Origin of the sequence: Halovenus rubra (assembly GCF_026586665.1) — an archaeon.
Classification (GTDB): Archaea; Halobacteriota; Halobacteria; order Halobacteriales; family Haloarculaceae; genus Halovenus; species Halovenus rubra.
On record NZ_JAODIY010000009.1, the window covers coordinates 38,213 to 55,628 of the forward strand.

Annotated in this window: 15 protein-coding genes; 6 read left to right on the forward strand and 9 right to left on the reverse strand. The window is 54.0% G+C overall.

The features are described from left to right. Positions 1 to 7 precede the first annotated feature (7 nt). The 3 genes from N5098_RS07185 to N5098_RS07195 form a co-directional block, all read right to left on the reverse strand. Positions 8 to 790 carry an alpha/beta fold hydrolase gene (locus N5098_RS07185; protein ID WP_267637074.1) on the reverse strand — a complete coding sequence of 261 codons (783 nt, stop codon included), beginning with the start codon at positions 788 to 790 and terminating at the stop codon, positions 8 to 10. Between the two features lie 58 nt (positions 791 to 848). Then, complete coding sequence (alaS, locus tag N5098_RS07190) at positions 849 to 3,629, reverse strand: alanine--tRNA ligase (RefSeq protein ID WP_267637075.1); 2,781 nt, start codon at positions 3,627 to 3,629, stop codon at positions 849 to 851. Between the two features lie 140 nt (positions 3,630 to 3,769). Next, the gene (locus N5098_RS07195) at positions 3,770 to 4,744 is read right to left on the reverse strand and encodes a replication factor C small subunit (RefSeq protein WP_267637076.1); all 975 of its coding nucleotides are present in this window, start codon (positions 4,742 to 4,744) and stop codon (positions 3,770 to 3,772) included. Positions 4,745 to 4,851: 107 nt separating this feature from the next. Here N5098_RS07195 and N5098_RS07200 point away from each other — a divergent pair, with 107 nt between their 5' ends. Further along, a complete protein-coding gene (locus tag N5098_RS07200; protein WP_267637077.1) occupies positions 4,852 to 5,181 on the forward strand; it encodes a DUF5789 family protein in 330 nt (109 codons plus the stop codon). Between the two features lie 25 nt (positions 5,182 to 5,206). Here N5098_RS07200 and aglJ read toward each other — a convergent pair whose 3' ends face one another. Further along, the gene (gene aglJ / locus N5098_RS07205) at positions 5,207 to 6,262 is read right to left on the reverse strand and encodes an S-layer glycoprotein N-glycosyltransferase AglJ (protein WP_267637078.1); all 1,056 of its coding nucleotides are present in this window, start codon (positions 6,260 to 6,262) and stop codon (positions 5,207 to 5,209) included. A gap of 182 nt (positions 6,263 to 6,444) precedes the next feature. Between aglJ and N5098_RS07210 the strand changes: the two genes are divergently transcribed. Next, complete coding sequence (locus N5098_RS07210) at positions 6,445 to 8,373, forward strand: DEAD/DEAH box helicase family protein (protein ID WP_368408001.1); 1,929 nt, start codon at positions 6,445 to 6,447, stop codon at positions 8,371 to 8,373. On the opposite strand, the gene N5098_RS07215 is transcribed toward N5098_RS07210, so the two are convergent. Together N5098_RS07215 and N5098_RS07220 are read right to left on the reverse strand one after the other, a co-directional pair. Next, a complete protein-coding gene (locus N5098_RS07215; protein ID WP_267637080.1) occupies positions 8,370 to 9,494 on the reverse strand; it encodes a DUF373 family protein in 1,125 nt (374 codons plus the stop codon). The genes N5098_RS07210 and N5098_RS07215 overlap by 4 nt on opposite strands. A 172-nt stretch (positions 9,495 to 9,666) precedes the next feature. After that, a complete protein-coding gene (locus tag N5098_RS07220; RefSeq protein WP_267637081.1) occupies positions 9,667 to 10,533 on the reverse strand; it encodes an eIF2B alpha/beta/delta subunit family protein in 867 nt (288 codons plus the stop codon). An 88-nt stretch (positions 10,534 to 10,621) separates the two neighbouring features. On the opposite strand from N5098_RS07220, the gene N5098_RS07225 reads away from it, so the two are divergent. From N5098_RS07225 to N5098_RS07235, 3 genes are read left to right on the forward strand one after another with little or no spacing between them, the layout of a single operon-like run. Then, positions 10,622 to 11,152, forward strand: a complete 531-nt coding sequence (locus N5098_RS07225; protein WP_267637082.1) for a hypothetical protein — start codon at positions 10,622 to 10,624, stop codon at positions 11,150 to 11,152. Between the two features lie 43 nt (positions 11,153 to 11,195). Further along, entirely contained in the window at positions 11,196 to 11,894 is a 699-nt protein-coding gene (locus N5098_RS07230) for a metallophosphoesterase (protein WP_267637083.1), read from the forward strand. Positions 11,895 to 11,943: 49 nt separating this feature from the next. Continuing rightward, complete coding sequence (locus tag N5098_RS07235) at positions 11,944 to 12,903, forward strand: aminopeptidase (RefSeq protein ID WP_267637084.1); 960 nt, start codon at positions 11,944 to 11,946, stop codon at positions 12,901 to 12,903. A 492-nt stretch (positions 12,904 to 13,395) separates the two neighbouring features. On the opposite strand, the gene N5098_RS07240 is transcribed toward N5098_RS07235, so the two are convergent. Together N5098_RS07240 and N5098_RS07245 are read right to left on the reverse strand one after the other, a co-directional pair. Beyond that, a complete protein-coding gene (locus N5098_RS07240; protein WP_267637085.1) occupies positions 13,396 to 13,800 on the reverse strand; it encodes a helix-turn-helix domain-containing protein in 405 nt (134 codons plus the stop codon). 134 nt (positions 13,801 to 13,934) lie between these two features. After that, a complete protein-coding gene (locus tag N5098_RS07245; protein ID WP_267637087.1) occupies positions 13,935 to 15,041 on the reverse strand; it encodes an AI-2E family transporter in 1,107 nt (368 codons plus the stop codon). A gap of 411 nt (positions 15,042 to 15,452) precedes the next feature. Here N5098_RS07245 and N5098_RS07250 point away from each other — a divergent pair, with 411 nt between their 5' ends. After that, positions 15,453 to 16,634: an ABC transporter substrate-binding protein gene (locus N5098_RS07250; protein WP_267637088.1), complete on the forward strand. Its 1,182-nt coding sequence runs from the start codon at positions 15,453 to 15,455 to the stop codon at positions 16,632 to 16,634. Positions 16,635 to 16,800: 166 nt separating this feature from the next. Here N5098_RS07250 and N5098_RS07255 read toward each other — a convergent pair whose 3' ends face one another. After that, positions 16,801 to 17,205 carry a hypothetical protein gene (locus tag N5098_RS07255; protein WP_267637089.1) on the reverse strand — a complete coding sequence of 135 codons (405 nt, stop codon included), beginning with the start codon at positions 17,203 to 17,205 and terminating at the stop codon, positions 16,801 to 16,803. Between the last annotated feature and the right edge of the window lie 211 nt (positions 17,206 to 17,416).

A 17,416-nucleotide genomic window follows, 5' to 3' on the forward strand; every position in this document is an offset into this window, starting at 1 on the left:
CAACACCTCACTCGGTTGTATCGTCGAAAAACGTACACAGCCTATCAGTCACTGCACGGGAGTGTTCGATGAAACAGAGATGGCGCCCTTCAACAGGTTCGAACGTGCCTCGCGGGAGGTCTTGAGCCAGTGCCTCGCCGTCCTCGACGGAGACAACCGGGTCATCAACGGCGTGACAGACGAGAGCTGGGAGCGTCAGTTCGTACAGCGGGCCGGCGTTGAACCCCTCTATGGCCGACAGTTGTGCTTCAAAGCCGTCGCTGTCTGCATCTCCCTCACGCCGCCACGAACCGATTCTTTCAATCAGGTCTGAGTTCCCCTCACGAAAGGGAGCCGACAGCCAACCCACGAGAGCTGATTCCTGTGTCTCGCTTCTGGTTTTTGGCTCATACAGCTCACGAAGTGCAGCACAATCAATCTCGGTTCCACTTCTGGCAGAATTGAACAGCGTCAGTGTCTGTGCCCGGGTAAACTCTCTTGCATACTGCAGTGCAACCATCCCGCCAAGCCCGACACCGACGAGGTGGGCGTTCCGAACCGCTACATCCGCCAAGACACGTTCGAGGTCCTGAGCGAGTCTCTCAACTGTGTAGGGGCCAGCTGGCATCTCCGAGCGGCCGGTACCTCGGAGGTCCCAGACAAGCGAGCGGTAGGGCCCGGCGACTCCCCCGTGTTGCCAGCCCCACTGCCACCCACCGAGGCCGGCCTCGCCGATGAATGCAACCGTCTCCCCGGAGCCGGCTGTCTCGTAGTACAGTTCTATCCCATCATCAGTTGTCGTCGTCGGCACAGCCACACTTAGAGGGGCGCGAGTAAACCAGTTCCTTTCGGGAAGAACCTCGTCCAACTCAGGCGTCGAGAGCCTGCCGCAGAATATCTGGTGCCGCGTCAAGCGCATCTTCGAGTTTGTCTGTTTCGGGACCACCACCCTGTGCAAAATCGGCTGGGCCGCCGCCACCACCGCCGACACGCTGTGCAAGCTCACCGACGACGTGACCTGCATCTACCTGACTTGTTTCGGGGACCGCAACCACAAACTGTGCACCATCCTCTCCGGAACCGATAACCGCGATAGAGCCGTCATCGACGAGAGCGTTCGCGGTTGCGCGGAGTTCATCCATGTCTCCATCAAGGCGCTGGATAATTGCGGTTGTGTCCGCAATGTCGACCTCTTTGCCATCTCCACCACCACTCGCACGAACGGTTGCGAGTTCTTCTTTAAGCTCTTCAATACGCTTGCCACGGTCTTTCCACTCGGTGAAAAATCGCTCTGCTGTTTCCGGTACTGCCTCGTGGCTCACGTCGAAGAGATCAGCAGTCTTTGAGAGCAAGGCTTCCGTTTGCTGTGTGGCCTCGATAGCTGCCTCACCAGCCGCGAAAGTAAGTCTCACAACACCGTCTTGGATTCGCTCGGTCGCCAAGAGTTTGATAGCACCGACCTCACCGGTTCGCGAGACGTGTGTGCCGCCACAGGCCTGAATATCGCCGCTAGCGTGGATGAGGCGTATCTGTTCACCTTCTGGGATACCACCCTGATAGATATCGAAGCCAAACTCGGATTCCGCTTCGTTGCGGTCAAGCCACTCTTGATCGACAGCGGCGTTTTTCATTACGATATCGTTTGCACGCCGCTCGATTTCAGCGATTTCCTCTTCGGTAACCGATTCGTAATGTGAAACATCGAGACGTGCGCTGTCAGTGCTTTTTTGTGCGCCAGCCTGTCTGATATGCTCGCCCAATACCGTCCGTGCAGCGTGACCGACAATGTGGGTTGCCGTGTGGTGGCGCATATGCTGCCGGCGACGGTTTCCATCCACTTGGCCACGGGCGAACTCTCCTTTCCCGGGGTTACTGTCGGTCCGATGGACGATTACATCACCAAACCGCTGTACATCAACCACTTCGGCGGTTGCCTCGTCCGTCGAGATAGTTCCGTGGTCTGCCGGCTGGCCACCGCCTTCAGGATAAAACATTGTCTGGTCGAGAACAACGTTGTACCCATCTTCCTGCTCGAAGACATCCAGAACCATCGCCTCAAACTTGAGACGGCTCTGATCTTCGTAGTAGAGGCGATCCGTCGCTGGCAGTTCCGCGTACGCTTCGCTCTCTTGTTCGGTTGCTGTTTCGTCGGCGCTCTCGGTCCCCTCATCGTGACGCTGGGCGACCAGCGAGTAGAAGTCGTCGGGAATATCCACGGTTGCTCCGTGTTGCCCGGCAATTTCTTCGACCATGTCTGGCTGAATGCCGTGTGAATCGTACAGCTCAACGAGTTCGTCTTCAGGTATCGGTTCTCCCTCGCTTGCGTACTCCTCGGCGAGCTGTTCGACGCGGCGGGACCCTCGTTCGAGGGTGTCTTTATACCGCGTGACCTCGGTCCGGACAACGTCTCGTACCGTCTCTCGGTTCTCGTAGCCAAGGCGCTCAGCCTGCATGTCAACGAGTTCGTCCAGCGGCGCGTCAACGCCGACAGTATCCACGAGCCGTTTGGTCCGACGGAGTACCATCCGTGCGAGATAGCCTGTTCCGACGTTCGAGGGGACGATTTCATCGCCCAACATGTACGCCAGCGTGCGGCAGTGGTCCGCGATTGCGTAGATATCTTCCAGTGGTTCAAGCAGTGTCCGCAGTCGTTCCACGTCGACACCGAGCTCGTCCGCAATGTCGCCACGGGCAGCTTCAACGTCGTCGACGTCGTCGATATCGAGATTGCCTGATAGCCGTGCTGCGTTGTGGATAATTCCTTCTTCCTCGTCAGTGTACTCGATGCCGGCGTTGTCACGGAGGAACGAAATCATCTCGGGGTAGATTGCCTCATAGACAGTTGGCGTCCCCTGGCTCATCCAGGTCCAGCGTTCGAGTCCGTAGCCCGTGTCGACGATGTACGTATCCATCTTCGAGTACCTGTTGCCGTCTTTCAGGAGATACTCACCATCAGCGTCTTGCTCCATCGACATGAACACGAGCGTCGCAAGTTCTAGTCCACGGTAGATAACTTCGATTGCCGGTCCGGCGTTCCCACCACCGACCCAAGGGTCTTCGATATAGGTTACGTCCTCAATATCTGCACCCATCTCCTCAAGCAGTGTATCGCAGTGTTCGACAGTCTGATTTTTCCAGTACACCTCTCCCTCGTAGGCGTACTCGTCATCAGTCTCTTCTCGCGTGTTGAACGCGTGGTGGGCCATCATCTCGAAAGCCATCGTGTGACGGCCTGTCTTGCCGACATTATCAATGTCTTGCATCCGAATAGATGGCTGGCTGATTGTTAGTGGGTTGGCAGGCGGTGGCGTCTTCCCCGACGTGACCAGTGGCTGGAAGTCATAAATTGACGCCTGTGTCAACAACACGTCGTCCCGCCAGCGGTTGGCAGCGACCGGATATGGGTCAATACGCTCATGATCGTGTTCCTCAAAAAACGAGAGGAACGCCTCACGCATCTCCTCAACGGTATACTCTTCGTCAAACCCGGGGTCGTCGATGAACCCGTAGGTGTCACAGGGTGGCTCCCCGCACGTAGTTCGACTCGCATCACGCGTCCAAAAGGCAGCCTCACACTTCGAACACTCCTTTCTGGAGAACCCATTCTCGTCGAAATAATCGAGTTGGTACTCCTCCTCCAAGTCGCTCATCTGTTGCTGTAAGGTGGCCTATCTGTCCGTAAAATAGTTCCGAGTTTGGATTTCGTGTCCGCCCGGCAATTGTCGAAAGTGCACCCGGTGTCTATGGGTATTGCACGGTCGCTAGATGCCCTACTGGCTAATTGTCTGGGTTATTCCTCAAGTGCGACCGACGCGAGCAGTGCTTCGAGTTGAATCCGCTCGTTTGCCCCTGCGGTAATTCGGTAATCGGCCTCACCGATTCTGTCGAGCAGCTTCACAGCAGCCTCATCATTGAGGTCAAAATCCCAGACTGAACGGTGAAGCTGGTCGATGATGTCGCCTCCTGCGATTCCTTCTTCGGTTAGTAGCCGGTCGAGTTGTGTGCGCGACGCAGTGAAATCCCCTGCCAGTGCAAGCGTCACCATCTCCTCGATATCTTCAGGGCGTGCAGTGCTCGTAATCTCAAAAACGGCCTCTTCATCAACAGCAGACCCTGTGACTGCGGCGGCCTGTAAACCGTTGATTGCCGCGCGCATGTCGCCGCCGGCGACGTAGACGAGTGCCTCAATACCGTCATCAGTTATCTCGATTCCTTCACGGTCAGCAATCGTTCGTGTTTGGGCTTTGATTGCTTTGTCAGGGAGCGGACCAAAACGAAAGACTGCACACCGCGACTGGATTGGGTCAATTATCTGTGAGGAGTAGTTGCACGAAAGAATAAAACGGACATTGTTCGAGAACTGCTCCATTGTCCGGCGAAGTGCGGACTGTGCGTCAGAGGTCAAGGCGTCAGCCTCATCGAGGAAAATAATGCGGTAGTTGTGCCCGCCAAAAGAGGTGCGTGCAAAGCTCTTTACGCGGTCACGAACAACGTCGATACCGCGCTTGTCAGAGGCATTGAGTTCGAGAAAGTTCTCTTCCCAGTCGTCTCCGTACAGTTCCCGCGCGATAGCAATGGCACTGGTGGTCTTCCCGACTCCGGCAGGGCCTGCAAAGAGCATATGGCTGAGGTCGTCACGGTCAACGTAACTTTGGAGGCGTTCGACAATCGTCTCTTGGCCTACAACGTCGGTCAGCGTCTGTGGACGGTACTTTTCGAGCCAGATTTCTTCGCGCCCGGCTTGGGACTGGTCGGCCTCGCTCATGCCTGCTCGAACGCGTGGGCGACAGATAAACCCCCCGAGAGCGGGTTTGGTCCCTGCCTCGAAGTCGGCATGTTTTTTCGGGCTGGAATTCGATGTGACCCATAACAATGGCTGCGCGTCCACCACAAAACGACATCACCGACGAATCGGATGCAGGTGAGTTCGGTATCGTCGCAGTTGATGGCGCAATGGACACATGGGATATTTCGTTCCCAACGTCGACGGATGAATTGGCCCGACAGTATGGTGACGAATCTATCCCTGTTGACCCTGCCGGACACGAGATTGCATTTGAGACAGCTCTCACCGACTGTCAAAAAGACCGTTTCGAGCACAAACAGGAACTCCTTAACGCGCTTCATCCTATCTTCGAAGAGAAACGCGAACGGCTCTCAAACTCGCTTTTCGGGCGGCTTAAGACACTGGTTCCGTTCTAGCAAGGGTCTCCGTCTTTTCTAGTTCCTATTCTGTCCCATCTGAACGTTCCTGTGTGGGGGCTGTGGGGTTTTCGACTGTGTTGTCATCATTGCCTTCTGGCGGTTTTGTGCCCGGTTGAGACGGCTCTGTCGACTGTGGCGTAGACTGGTTCTCAAGTGTCTCTAACTCTTCGAGGAGATACTCGATACGTTGGCTTTGCTCTCTATTTGAGGTCAAAATGAGGTCTGAGAGCACGCCAAACATGACAAGTTGCACGCCGAAAAGAAGAAACACGCCCGAAGCAAGCGCAAAGACTTCGTGAGAAATGCCGACCGCAAGATAGCGATACAGAACAAATATCGCCACAACTGCCGATGTAAGGATACTCAGACCGCCCACACTTCCGAAATAAAAGAGTGGGTTGTTCTTTTTTGCGAGGCGGTACAGTGTAAGGATGATGTTTCCGCCGTCCCTAATTGGTCGCAGGTTCGTCTCGGAGTCTTCGGGCCGAGATTCGTACGTTATTGGAACCACTTTCGTGCTAACATTGTTTCGGACGCACTCAACTGACATCTCTGTCTCGATGCCAAACCCTTCTGCAGACAGCGACAGCTGCCTGAATGATTCACGGGTGAATGCTCGGTACCCACTGAGAATATCTACCATATTACGGCCATGAACTAGCCGAAACACCGAGTTGATGACGCTGTTGCCAAACTGGTTTAGCCGGGTCATCGCCCCATCTTCCATGTCTGCAAAGCGGTTTCCAAGAACGTGCTCGGCTTCCCCGGTAAACAGTGGTGCAAGCAACCGGTCAGATTCTTCGGGGCGATATGTCGAGTCACCATCGACCAGTAAGACATACGACTTTGAGATATAATCTATTGCCTCTCTGACTGCCTGTCCTTTACCATCTCCCGTCTGAATGTGGACTCTTGCACCCGCATCTTCGGCGATATCGCGGGTCCCATCCTCCGAGCCGCCGTCAATGACGAGAATCTGCTCGAAGCCGACGCCACGAAATCGCTCGATAACATCGGCGATAGTCTCGGCCTCGTTGTAAGTTGGAATAAGGACACAGACCTCGTCATGACGAATCATTGCAATATGGTCTACCCGTTACTACGCTGGTCAGGCTTTAAAAACGTGGGTGTTTTGTCACCCAAGCGCACTGAAAACCACCCCACGTAAGATGGAACACGCCGAGACAGACCACTCAAACGACGACACGAGCATCGAACAGGACACAAATCGTTTCCCTTCGCATTCCAAACGCCTCAGTAGTGACAAACGACGAACCCGACCCCGAAGAACCGCTCGGCGACTCCGATTCGGGTACATCTTCGGCAGATGACGCCAACCCGGGACCGGATAATGGGAAGGAAAACCGAGAAGAGCTACTCTACGATACGCTCGAAGAATTGGGCCGACCTGTTGTGACTGCTGTCCGGTATGCCCAAGAAAACGAGACGAATCAGAGCGATGCGACAGCAGCACTCGATGCGCTCGTTGAAGACGGGATCGCTGAGCGTTTGGACGTATCGGCAGACCCCGTCGTCTGGTATCCAAGCGATTGGGCCCGGATGACTGACCGAGAGCGTGTCGTTGTGTTCCCTGAGCGGCGCGAGCTCGTTGTCGATCAGCCAACCCAGCTCACCCGTGCCCAACTTTCGCAGTTCGCTCATCTAGTTGATACGACTGGCTCGGGCGCATACAAGTACGAGATTCGGCAGGAAGATATCTGGCAGGCCCCCTACGAGACGTTCGGAGACCTACAAGATACAGTTCACGACGTGTTGCCCGAACGGTATCCACATCTTGAGGAGTGGCTAGAAAGTCAGTATCGGCGTGCGAACCGATTCACGTTACGAACTCACGAGGACGGGTACGTCGTTCTAGAGGCAGCGACAGACGACCTTATGGGGAACGTTGCCCGTCAAAAGCTAGAAGAGGGACAGCTCCGGGCGACGATTTCGGAGACTGAAAGTTGGGTTGCCGAAGAACATGTCGCCGCAGTCAAGCGGACGCTCTACGATGCAGGGTATCCCGTTCGTGACGAACGGGACCTCGACAGCGGCAACGAACTCCCAGTCGAACTCAACCTCGAATTGCGTGCGTATCAGGAAGACTGGCGCTCGAATTTCATGGAAAACCGGTCAGGGGTGCTCGTCGGGCCGCCAGGCAGTGGGAAAACCGTAACTGCGCTTGGCATTTTGGCCGCTGTCGAGGGCGAGACGCTGGTTCTTGTCCCGGGCCGAGAGCTTGCTGGACAGTGGCGTGAGGAAATACTCGCACACACGTCGCTCACCGACGAGGAGGTTGGCGAATACCACGGGGGCGAGAAAAATGTTCGGCCCGTAACAATCGCTACATACCGGACCGCAGGGATGGACCGTCACCGCCAACTCTTTGACACTCGGGAGTGGGGGCTCATAATTTATGACGAGGTCCACCACATCAGCGCCCCAATCTACCGACAAAGTACGGATTTACAGACACAACACCGTCTTGGCCTTTCGTCAAGTCCTGTTCGGGAAGATGACCGTGAGAAAGATATCTACACGCTTATTGGCCCACCAATCGGCACGGACTGGGATTCGCTGTTCGATGCCGGATATGTCGCTGAGCCAGAGGTCGAAATCCGATACGTTCCTTGGGACTCACCGGAAGTCCAAAACGAGTACGTCAGTTCTCACGGACACGACCGACGCCAGCGGGCAGCGAGTAATCCCGCGAAGATTCAGGAAATCAAACAGCTACTCTCACGAAACCCAGAGGAGCAGGCACTTGTTTTCGTCGAGTACCTCGACCAAGGCAGGGCATACGCCGACGCTCTCGACGTGCCGTTCATCAGTGGCGAGATGCCCCACGCGCGGCGCGAGAAATTCTTCGAGCAGTTCCGAACTGGTATAGTCTCCACGTTGGTTGTCTCACGTGTCGGTGACGAAGGGATTGACTTGCCAAGCGCCCAACTTGCAATTGTTGCCTCTGGTCTCGGGGGTTCTCGTCGGCAAGGAACACAGCGTGCGGGCCGGACAATGCGTCCGACCGGTCGCGCACGCATGTATGTTCTTGCAACTCGTGGTACGCGCGAAGAGGAGTTCGCTCGCCAGCAGATGCGTCATCTCTCTAGCAAGGGTGTCCGAGTCACGGAACGTAGCGGCGAGGCGTTCGATATGTCTGAAACTCCCCGAGAAGAGCACCAATCTTAGCTGCTCTGCTCGATATTGTTGTACCCAACACTGCTAACGTACGCAGCAACCCGGACACCGACGATACTTACTACAATACTCCCAAGGATGAACACAGCAAGGAGCGTCCCCGGTGCGAGCGAGAACTGTTCGACCTCGATTGGGCCATAATTCATCGCGGGCACCACGAAGGGGTCGGACACATCTGACCGCTGGATTACGTATGCAGCAAATCCACGCAGCGCCAGTCCGACAGCGACCGCGACGAATGGGAGGTTGATATAGGCTGCACCGATGTTGTCGTCCCGGATAATCTCATCAAGCAGACGGCCACTGCTGGCGATAAGCGCCGCGCCCGTAATCCACGGGATACTATCGTAGAGAAACTGCATGACGATGATGAGTTCTCCGTCGGCAGCACGGTCTAGCGATGTTGCGCCAAGGGCTCCGACAAAGACCCCAACCATAGCAAGTCCGCCCGCGACAACGTACGTAACCAGAGAGACTTTTCCGGCGTACAACGCGTCTCTGATGCTCGCCGAAAGCGTGGCAAGGAGGCCATCAATATTGAGGCCCTTGTACAGTAGAAATACGCCGAGTACGGCAGCAATAGCACCAACAGAGACCGTGATACTTTCGAAAACAGCAAGTAGTGCAGGGAAAGCTAGCAATATCAGCCCGAGTGGAACGAGTACTGTTGTTCGCAACTGTTCGTCTGCAAGAAACTGTTTTAGCAGGTAGTACGTCGACTCAATGTCGCGTGCTTGGCGCACTACAACTTGGTCAATAGCATCGACCGGTACGCGGCTCTCGATAATCGGGACTAGGCGTTCGTCTTCGGCGCTGTCGACGACGGCAACAGCGGACTCTGGCGAGTATTCCGAGACGAGTTCGTCGACCTGTGAGGCAATCGAACGGTTGAACGTGACTGTATCGCCGTCCCCAGAGAGAACTGCAAGTACCGTCTCATCATCTAAATCACGCGAAACACGAAGTCCCTCAAGTAGACAGTTTACTCTGCTGTCTTCTGGGTCGTCGATACCCACTGTCGTCACGAGTCCCTCAATAGCGTCGGCACCCACAACTGGTGGGTCAGTATCGAGTTTGGCACCCCGATAGATACAGACGACGAGGGTTGTCACAGAAGTATCAAAACGGTCCCGGAATAAAAATCCCTACAATCTGTTCGGACTCTTCTCTGTCCTGTTGCCCGTCGGGCCACCCTACATCTGCAGTTGTCCTATCGCCCTGTCGAAAGTAGCGCCACAGAAAATCAGTTGTCTTCCCCAATAAAAGCCATTGCCCGGGAAACGCTCATTCACCAAGAGATTCGGGCATAATCACACCCTCATCAGTGACAACGTTTTCGAGCAACCCGACTGGTGTGGCGTCATAGGCGGGGTTTTCGATTTTGAATCCTTCCGGTGGTTCTCGCATTACTTCGCTTGTCACTCGCTGTTCATTCTCGAACCTGAACCCGCCCTCGATAATCTTTGCAGCTGAACCAACGCTTGTCACCGGGACAGCCACATCGGCTGCTGTGGCCGCGATTGGATAGGTTCCGACACGGTTGTACAGCGTCTTGTCGACAATACACGTCATTCCAATGAACACGTGGTCAACGTCATCAAGATACGACCCAGCAGCGCTGTCGACTATGAGTCTGGTGTCGACCCCATCGTACTCACCCAGTCGGCGTGCAGTTTTTCGCCCCAGATACCGGGGACGCGACTCAGTGACATAGACGGTTAACTCAGTGCCGTCTTCGACAGCGGCCTCAATACCCGACAAGACGGTTGTCGAATAGTCGTGGGTCAATAGCGTTTGGGTCGACTCAATCATCGATGCAACCCGGTCCGCAGCCGCCTGTTTGCTCTCTTCGATGCGTTCGATAATGGCATCAATTGTGTCGAGTGTCAGGTTCTTTGCCGCTGTGACTGTCTCGACGTTACTCGTAGCAACGGTCTCGACGATTTCACACTGTGTGTTGTGTAGCGATGCGTGAGAAGGGTTGGCCCGCTGGAGAGCGCTGCTATTTCTGTCGAGTGCTCGGTGGTATTCGTCGACTGTTGGAAACTCACGTTCGGTCACTGAACGAAGGGCTCGTGCAGCTTTGACAGCTACTTCCGAGGAACTGTGGGTCTGCATATCGGCAATCTCCGCGGCCGTTTCGTCTATCATACACCCACAATCAACCCCCACGACAAAGGACTTTCTGGGTCGAATCGAAACCCAATCATATTAGACGGTCGGTGCCCCTCATTAGCCTATGCTGGACTGGCTGGCTGGATTTGCACTCGCCATCGGCCTTCTCTGGGCTGTAGCGGTTTTTCACCAACTGGGTCACTACGTCACCGGCAGGCAAATTGTCGGGATTCCAAGAGCAGATATGCGGATTGTCTCGCATCTTTTCCCCCGATATCTCGCACTGAGTGGGGACTCTGGGTGGGTTTCGCCGTACGAGTTCGATCGCTACCGTGAGTGTTATGAACAGTACGATTCCGGGTACAAACACCTAGAACGATTTGTCGCAGGTGGGGAATTGATACAGGCACTCGTCATTGTCCCGCTTTCAATCGTGCTGGCGCTTGCTGGATTCGAGGCCGTTAGCGCAATCCTCCTAGTCGATTCAATTATCGTAACCCTCAGCTATCTCTTGGTCGATGCTTACCTCACTAATCGGAGTGGCTCACTCTCTGGCGACTTTTCGGCACTATGGCACGTCTCAAAGCGAGTTGCATTCTTTTTATTACTCGCGTTCCTGTTCATTCATTTCGGAGCGTTCTACTTCGTGGTCTGACTGCCGTCATTGATTTAATGCTCGACACCGCAAGATGGCTTGTATGGAGGGACTCTCGGGAGTGACTGTCCGTGAGAGAGCTATCGTGCTCGACAACGTCCTCGTGGTTGCGGACCTCCACGTCGGACGTGGCTCGGCATCGAACGTCGAGCTACCGGTTGGCGATGGGAGCGATATGATTCAACGGCTGTCGGAGCTCTGCCAGGAATTCAATCCCGGTACTGTCATCGTTGCTGGGGACTTGCTACACTCGTTTAATACGATTCCCAGACAAGTTGAGCGGACAGTTGATGGCTTGCAAAGCGTCGTCAGTGACCTCGGCGCTGAGCTGGTTGTCACCCCTGGAAACCACGATACGATGCTCGATACAGTCTGGTCGGGACCGACGACTCAGGAGTACAAAATTAGCGGTACTGGCACTGTCGTCTGTCATGGACACGTCGAGCCCGAGATGGACGCTCAGCGATATATTATCGGACATGATCATCCGACAATCAGTATCGAAGGACAACGGCTCCCGTGTCATTTAGCCAGTCAAGAGGCATATCAGGGGGCAGCTCTGCTGATGCTCCCGTCATTTAACCGGCTTGTTCGGGGTGTCGAAGTAAACGATATGAGTAGCTCTGATTTCATGTCACCCCTTGTTTGCGATGCGGGCTCGCTCGCACCTGCCTTGCGCGATACTGACGCCCGAGAAACACTGACATTTCCAACACTCGAAGAGTTTCGACACCGTTTGTAACCGAGTGAATGCAAAAACACCTTTGAGTCCACCGCACAATCGATTTGATATGAGCAACCAGTCGCTTCGCACGCCTGCGAAGACTGCAGTCGAACAGTGTATGGACCTCAGCCCGGGAGAGTCATTCGTCGTCGTCACCGACAAGAAACGACAGGCAATCGGCGAAGCACTGTACAGGGTTGCTGAAGAAATCACTGACGAGGCAGCGATTGTTCGATACCCAGTCGGGGCACAACACGGTGAGGAACCGCCTGAGCCTGTTGGGGAAGCGATGTCCGGTGCAGATGTCGTTCTCGCTCCGACCACAAAGAGTCTGAGTCATACTACCGCTCGAATGGAAGCGACCGACAGCGGCACACGAGCTGCGACACTTCCGGGTATCACCGACGGCGTGTTCCTGATGGGGCTAAACGCTGATTACGAAACCATTCGTGAGGAGTGTGCGTCGGTCCTCGAACAGGTCGAACAGGCTGACGAGATTCGGGTTACGTCTCCACAGGGAACCGATATCACCATGACCGTTAGCGAGCGAGAGTGGCGTGAAGACACTGGTATCGTGCATCAGCCTGGCGATTTCTCAAACCTTCCGGCAGGCGAAGTATTTGTCAGCCCGGAGTCCGGAACTGGCACAGTTGTCGTTGACGGAACGATGATGCCACACGGAGAGCTCACTGGTGAGCAGACAGTCCGGTTCGAAGTAGAAGAGGGCTTCATAACACAAATCGACGACGATGAGATCCGAGCCCAGATTGAAACTGCGGCTGAGGATGTTGGTGACGCTGCATACAATCTTGCGGAACTCGGTATCGGAACGAATATTGCAGTCTCGGAACTGGTTGGGTCTGTCCTACTTGACGAGAAAGCGGGTGGGACTGTCCACCTGGCGATTGGTGATAACCACGCAATTGGTGGCGAAGTTGAGGCACCACTTCACCTCGACGGTATTTTGCGCGAACCGACCGTGTTTGCGGATGGCAGTCAGATTGCCCTCCCTGATTCGGAGATCTGAACATCGATTTCAGTCGGTATCCGAGCGTTCCAACTATCCGGTGGCAGTTCCAAATGTTGGATACGGCAACGACTGGAAAACAGCGGTTCAGAGCCAGCGGGCAGCTACGCACTGACGGTTGTACGTGGTTTTCTCACTCGAACGCCGCCAGTGCCAGATACAACGATATCGTATTCGTTTCTTCCAAACGAGAGTGTCCAACTGGACGAATCGTGTTTGGCTAACCGACAGACAACATCTAGCTCAATCTGGTTCTGTAACGCAAAATATAGCGCTTCCGGCTTACTGCCTCCTTTTGCAATTGCCTCGATTATCTCGATTGGCACAGGATTGGTTATTATAGCTGAAATACATATGCCAGAGTAACGCGTTTCCTCCATACCTCGAATTGTGAAACTGCTACGCTGTAATGGATGCTCACGGTTCGTTGAACCCAACAGTGGAGAACGTGACCAGAGAAACTCGTCTTTACTGTGCCACGCCGGCACTCAGTTACCCTTCAACAGACTGTTCGGTCTGTACTTGGTCGTCGTATTTGCTCTCAAACTCCTGAATGAGTTGTCCCATCTGCGCGTACCAGTCGTTTAGCATTCGTTGCATGTCATCGGCGATTTCGGACGGGTCAGTCGGTCTGTAGACGTGGTAGTACCCTCCTTGGTCGTAGTTGACCTGTTCTTTCTGAATGAACCCCGACTGAATCAGCCGTTGCACTGCTCGATACGCAGTTGACCGCTCTCTGTCGACTTGCTCTGCGATTTCGTCGACTGTCTGCGCGGCTTCGGCAGCGACCATTACCCGAAAGACTTCTCTATCTAGCTGTTTGAGACCGTGAAAGCATTCGAGAAGCCCCTCACATTCCATATCCTGCCGTAGTTGTTCAGACATTGAGTCTGGCATTTTTATCATCTGTGAGTAACTGCCGCACTGTTAAAAGACTTGTGTGCTAATGACACAATTCTCTACTTTCGGGTGCTACCACCGCAGTTTAGGCCCCCAACGAAATCGTGCTTACCCAGTCTGGAGCGATATCGCTACTGCTCGTTTACTGACTCTGGCACTTCCTGATCACGACTCTGGCTGTCCTTTGTTGGAGTTGAGTCTGGCATCTCATCGGGGGTCTCCTCTGTATCGATGGTCTCTTCGATATATTCACTGCGGTACACATCTATCAAAGCACGCAGTGACCCAATTATTACGGGTCCAAAGAAAATCCCGATAAACCCAATCAAGTAAACACCTCCAAGAACGCCAAGAATAACGACACTCGGGTTGAGTCGCGTTTCGGTGTACCTATCGATAATTAACGGACGAAGGAAATCATCACTTAGGCTCACAACGATAGCTCCGTAAACAAAGAGAACTCCCCCGGCAACTGCTTGGTCGACGCTGACGAGGTACACTGCGGCAGGTCCCCAGACGAGAAATGAACCGATAATAGGGAGTACGGCAAGGAAAATCATCACTGCTGTCCAGAAAATAGCATTGGGAACGCCAAGAACGATCAGGCCCAAGCCAGCGACTATCCCCTGTACAACTGCAATCAAGACGTGACTCGCGAGCACTGCCCACATCACGTCATCAAACTCCTGACGAATCTGACTTTGAATATGATCTGGTAGTGGGAGTGTTGCGTCCAACCAACGATAGAACCGATCACCGTCTTTGAGGAAGTAGTAGAGCAAAAACATCGTAAGAGCGAGACCGATGGCAAGGTTCGAGAGTGTCTGAAAGAGTCCGACTGCACCATCCACGGTTCCAAGTCCCGACTCTTGGAACCCGTTTTGGATGGCTTCCATTATATCTACTTCCTCACCCGTCACATTCTCTATCCATCGCTCTACTTCAGTAAACTCAACATCTCCACTCCTCACTTGTGTGAGTAGCCCGCGTCCTTCTCGGAAAACGATGCGAAGAAGCCACAGTGTCGGTAGCACAAGTGCAATGGTCGCCGAAACCACCAACCCACCGGCGGTCAGCTGTTTCCCGAACTTTGGCTCGAACCGCCTTTGTAGCGGTCGGAGTGGATAGGCAAGCAACAGCGCAAGGAGTATAAACTGCAAGAATGGTTTGACGAGCAAGAACGTGACCACGAGCAATCCCGCGGTTAGCGACAGAATCAGTGCCCGTGTTGTATTCATATACGCATTTGTCCACGTCTCACGTATAAAATAATAGGATCGTTACGGACTCTGAAACACTGCTTGGGTGAGATCGCTCATCGTGTATGAAATGTTACGATATAAATAGATATAGACTTGGTGTGGTTTTGCCAGCACTACCCAGTCAAGCGTGGCATGGTGTGTCCAATCTAGAAAGTTCTTTACGAAACTGATCCGTTCTATTATTTACTCGAACGTTTCTTAAACAAGATGCTTGAACCTCTCTTTACACTCGACGACGATTATCGTCATCGTCTCTGTGTGAGCGTCCCAAGCCTTCTCGATAGAGACGTCATTTCGGGTATACTCGGATCCGCAAATAATAGCTGACTCTCGCTAACAGGCAATGAAGATAGTAATATTTATATATTTTTAGGCTGGCCTAAAAATATGGTGAACGGTGATACCACGCACAAGATACCGACACGGAGAGATATCGTAAAAAGCGGTGGCGCGATTGTTGGAGGGAGTCTCCTCGCCGGCTGTTCCGACGACAGATCAGGGTCTACTCCGGCGGAGAACTCAACGTCGTCCGATACGCCGACACAAACCACCACAGACAGCCAACCGTACACGGTCACAATAGAACCCCTAGAGGAAGTGACGTTTGAGAGCGTACCTGAGTCGGTGACGGCATACAACCCTGACTACATCGATATGATGGTCGCACTGGGCCATGGGGATGCAGCCGAATCCGTCTGGTACAAGGACCGCTATGTGACGCGGCATTACGACAGGTTGGAGGGTGTCTCAATAGATCTCTCCAACCTGACGCAACTGTACAGCGACGGCATCTCAAAGGAGATATTCTACGACATTGATGGCGATCTGCACTTGATGGACCCAAACCTCCTGCTCAACAAGTACGACAACATTGAGCGCTCGGACATCAAGGAGTTGAAGACCGAAATCGGACCGTTCCTCGGGAACGTGATTTTCCGCCGGACGGACGACTGGCATACCTATCGCTACTACACCCTCTACGAGGCCTTCGAGAAAGTCGCGACGGTGTTTCAGGAACGCGAGCGTTACGAGGCGATCCGATCTATCCACGACGATGTCGTCACCGATATCGAGGCCCGCGTGTTGGGACCCGACAAACGGCCGAATGCGGCGCTGCTGTGGCAGGGCAAAAATGAACCAGAAGCATTCTATCCGTACCGGCTCTCGGGAAAAGGTGCGAACAAGGAGCACTTCCATACGCTCGGAATCACCGACGCGTTCTCGGGAACAGGTATCGACGGCCTCTCAACCTCTGACCGAGGAACGATCGACTACGAAACGCTCCTCAATGTCGATCCAGATTCGATCCTTCTCCGTGGCCACGGCGACAAATCCCGTGAGAAATTCCGTGACACTGTGCTCTCGTATATGCAGAACCACACCGTTGCTAACCAGCTGACTGCGGTGAAAAATGAAAAGGTGTTCCGAGGTGGCCCGATTTACGCGGGACCGCTCCACAATCTCTTCCTTCTCGAACGATTCGCAAAGTCGTTTTTCCCAGAGACGTTCACTGAGGAACAGTTCTTCGACCGCCAGCGCGTTGCGGACATCATCAACGGAGAGTTCTAATTAGCGACAGCAACACCACGATCCAACACGGAATCTTTGCCACGGAGTGAGAATCTCAAAGGAGATAGCACGGCCGCAGTAAGCCAAAGCGGTGGATCTTTGATGAGCGTACTACCAGACCGCGAAGTCTGGGACAGCCTCGTTCGTCTCGACGGGAGACGGCGTCTCAGAGGCTGCTTTCGAGCACAGAGACGATGGACTCTGTCCGTTTGTCGACCTTGTTCATGTTAGTACACGGTTCTTTGTCAACTGTGAGGACGCCGTCTTCGTAGCTGATGTCACCGGTCATCCCTGCTTCGTTTTTGAACACGACCGATTCGAGATCCGCCTGAAGCGCTTCTTGTCCCAGTTCATCGCTACAGATAGACTCGAAAGCGTCGATTGTCGGCTGGAAGTATACCTTTGTCCAGCCCTCGAACCAGAGTTCTTCGTCGACGCGCTCGTCGATGAGTGTGTCCCACTCGATATCGAGTTCGACCTCGAAACCGGCTGCGTCATCCAGCGATTCCTTTAGCGATGGCATCTCATCGTCTTCGAACTCTTTTACGGTTCGCTTATGTCCTAATTCCATTAATTACACCTCAGATAAATATTCAGTCCAAGATTTTTAATACTACTCATTTGCTTTTGTTTTTTCGTCGCGAGACGCACGACTTGCGGGTAGGTATAGGACAGCCATATCGAAACATCGAGGTCGAACGGTTGGTCACGTCAAATCGCTCCGACTCCTCCGTGCCCGGTAGTTGTTGTCAGCGGGGAGCCGGCCGATTTCGTCTTGTTTG

Bases quoted from the DNA above. Each gene is read 5' to 3' on its own strand.
- N5098_RS07195 (WP_267637076.1), bottom strand. From the start codon at position 4,744: ATGAGCGAGGCCGACCAGTCCCAAGCCGGGCGCGAAGAAATCTGGCTC.
- aglJ (WP_267637078.1), bottom strand. From the start codon at position 6,262: ATGATTCGTCATGACGAGGTCTGTGTCCTTATTCCAACTTACAACGAG.
- N5098_RS07200 (WP_267637077.1), top strand. From the start codon at position 4,852: ATGGCTGCGCGTCCACCACAAAACGACATCACCGACGAATCGGATGCA.
- N5098_RS07255 (WP_267637089.1), bottom strand. From the start codon at position 17,205: ATGGAATTAGGACATAAGCGAACCGTAAAAGAGTTCGAAGACGATGAG.
- N5098_RS07225 (WP_267637082.1), top strand. From the start codon at position 10,622: ATGCTGGACTGGCTGGCTGGATTTGCACTCGCCATCGGCCTTCTCTGG.
- N5098_RS07240 (WP_267637085.1), bottom strand. From the start codon at position 13,800: ATGCCAGACTCAATGTCTGAACAACTACGGCAGGATATGGAATGTGAG.
- N5098_RS07220 (WP_267637081.1), bottom strand. From the start codon at position 10,533: ATGATAGACGAAACGGCCGCGGAGATTGCCGATATGCAGACCCACAGT.
- N5098_RS07230 (WP_267637083.1), top strand. From the start codon at position 11,196: ATGGAGGGACTCTCGGGAGTGACTGTCCGTGAGAGAGCTATCGTGCTC.
- N5098_RS07245 (WP_267637087.1), bottom strand. From the start codon at position 15,041: ATGAATACAACACGGGCACTGATTCTGTCGCTAACCGCGGGATTGCTC.
- N5098_RS07235 (WP_267637084.1), top strand. From the start codon at position 11,944: ATGAGCAACCAGTCGCTTCGCACGCCTGCGAAGACTGCAGTCGAACAG.
- N5098_RS07250 (WP_267637088.1), top strand. From the start codon at position 15,453: ATGGTGAACGGTGATACCACGCACAAGATACCGACACGGAGAGATATC.
- alaS (WP_267637075.1), bottom strand. From the start codon at position 3,629: ATGAGCGACTTGGAGGAGGAGTACCAACTCGATTATTTCGACGAGAAT.